Annotated in this window: 2 protein-coding genes and 1 pseudogene; all 3 read left to right on the forward strand. The window is 42.0% G+C overall.

Annotated features, from left to right (window positions below; genetic code table 11):
• Positions 1–168: 168 nt before the first annotated feature.
• Positions 169–360 (forward strand): annotated as a pseudogene (locus O9295_RS24015) (DUF29 family protein); the annotation flags it as partial.
• 64 nt (positions 361–424) lie between these two features.
• Positions 425–976: a DUF6036 family nucleotidyltransferase gene (locus tag O9295_RS24020; RefSeq protein ID WP_288035843.1), complete on the forward strand. Its 552-nt coding sequence runs from the start codon at positions 425–427 to the stop codon at positions 974–976.
• Complete coding sequence (locus O9295_RS24025) at positions 973–1,266, forward strand: hypothetical protein (protein ID WP_288035844.1); 294 nt, start codon at positions 973–975, stop codon at positions 1,264–1,266. Before O9295_RS24020 ends, O9295_RS24025 begins: the two co-directional genes overlap by 4 nt.
• Positions 1,267–1,522 lie beyond the last annotated feature (256 nt).

Raw genomic sequence — 1,522 nt, forward strand, 5'->3', positions numbered from 1 at the left:
TTGTGCCGCTTAAATAAAGAGGTTTTGATAACCAAATTAAAGCAGCTCTAAAGAGTTTTGAGTTAAAAGTTAAACTTCAAGTTTTCATTCAGGACAAATGTACTGATTAACTAATTTTTTGGGGAAAATTAGTTAACCCATCATTATAACATATAATTAATTTGCAAGAGTTCTAATGATGGACGATCGCAAATTCCTCGTCAATTAGAGGATAGTCCCAGTTTAAGCAGTTATCCCGCGCAAATTTTGGACAGGGAATATACCAGAGCGCGTCGAGAAGCCGCCAGACAAACAGGTTTATTCCTCAGCATTTTTCCAGAGTTTTGTCCCTATACTATCGCACAGGTGATAGAAGAGTAGAATTGACTTTTGAGTAGGCACTAAACTAAAATCGTCACTTGAGGCAGATAATCACGGCAAAAAAATGCGTGCAAACGTTGACGCTCAGAAGTTAAAACGCCTGATGCAAATCTTAGGGAAAGAAGCTCAGGGTTCCGGCTGCATCTACTTTACAGGTGGAGCTAGTGCCTTGCTGGTTGGATGGCGCAACTCCACAGTTGATGTTGATCTTCGTCTAGATCCTGAACCACTGGGCATTTTTCAAGCGATCGCCAAGCTCAAACAAGAATTAAACATCAATATCGAACTGGCATCTCCGCAGGATTTCTTGCCACCTCTTCCAGGATGGCGCGACAGAAGCGTATTTATTGGCAAACGAGGTCAAATCTCGTTCTATCACTATGATTTTACAGCCCAAGCTCTTTCTAAACTATCTAGGGGATTTGATCGCGACATTAAAGATGTTGAAGCTATGTACAAACAGAAATTATTCTCTTTGAGTGAGCTAAGGGATTGCTTTGAGGCAATTGTACCTGAACTAATCCGATTCCCCTCTCTTAACCCTGATATACTCAGAAGCAGAATCGAGAACTTCATTGAACGTTTTGAAGATCAACCAGAGGAGGAACAATCATGAATCTCAATGAGTTGCCAGGAGCCGAGACTATCCTGCCCGGACTGAAAGCTCTGCACAATGGTGAGTGCGATACAATTGGGGCTTTGCTAGTTGCGATCGCGGCAACGCGTTTAACCCAAGCTGGTTTAGATATCCCTAAAGATCACCTAGCTCCAGAGCCAGAGCTAACCTTGTATACCCGTCTCCAGAATGAACAAGACGATCCTTACCCTTACTATAATGCCTTACTGAATCGCCTCAATAGTTTTTGCAACGCACTCGAACTTAGTTATCAATATAAGCCCGTCTAACAAATCACCGCACCCGACCTTATTCCTGGACTTCCCCCGTATAAACATACTAGCTATGGCTAAAAGTCTTACAGAGCCTGAGTTCAAGCAATACAATACCAATGAACTACTGGAGACAAAATCCTGAAGTTCTTACGCCGATAGGGTTTGAGGCAAAAATTTTCAAATTTGACCTTTAGACCATTATAGCTTGTTTCGGGGCAGAAAATCAGCAAAAACATGGCTACAGAGGGAATCCCTTACTCTAGAGATTAAT

The sequence above is a fragment of the Microcystis sp. LE18-22.4A genome (assembly GCF_027531105.1).
Classification (GTDB): Bacteria; Cyanobacteriota; Cyanobacteriia; order Cyanobacteriales; family Microcystaceae; genus Microcystis; species Microcystis aeruginosa.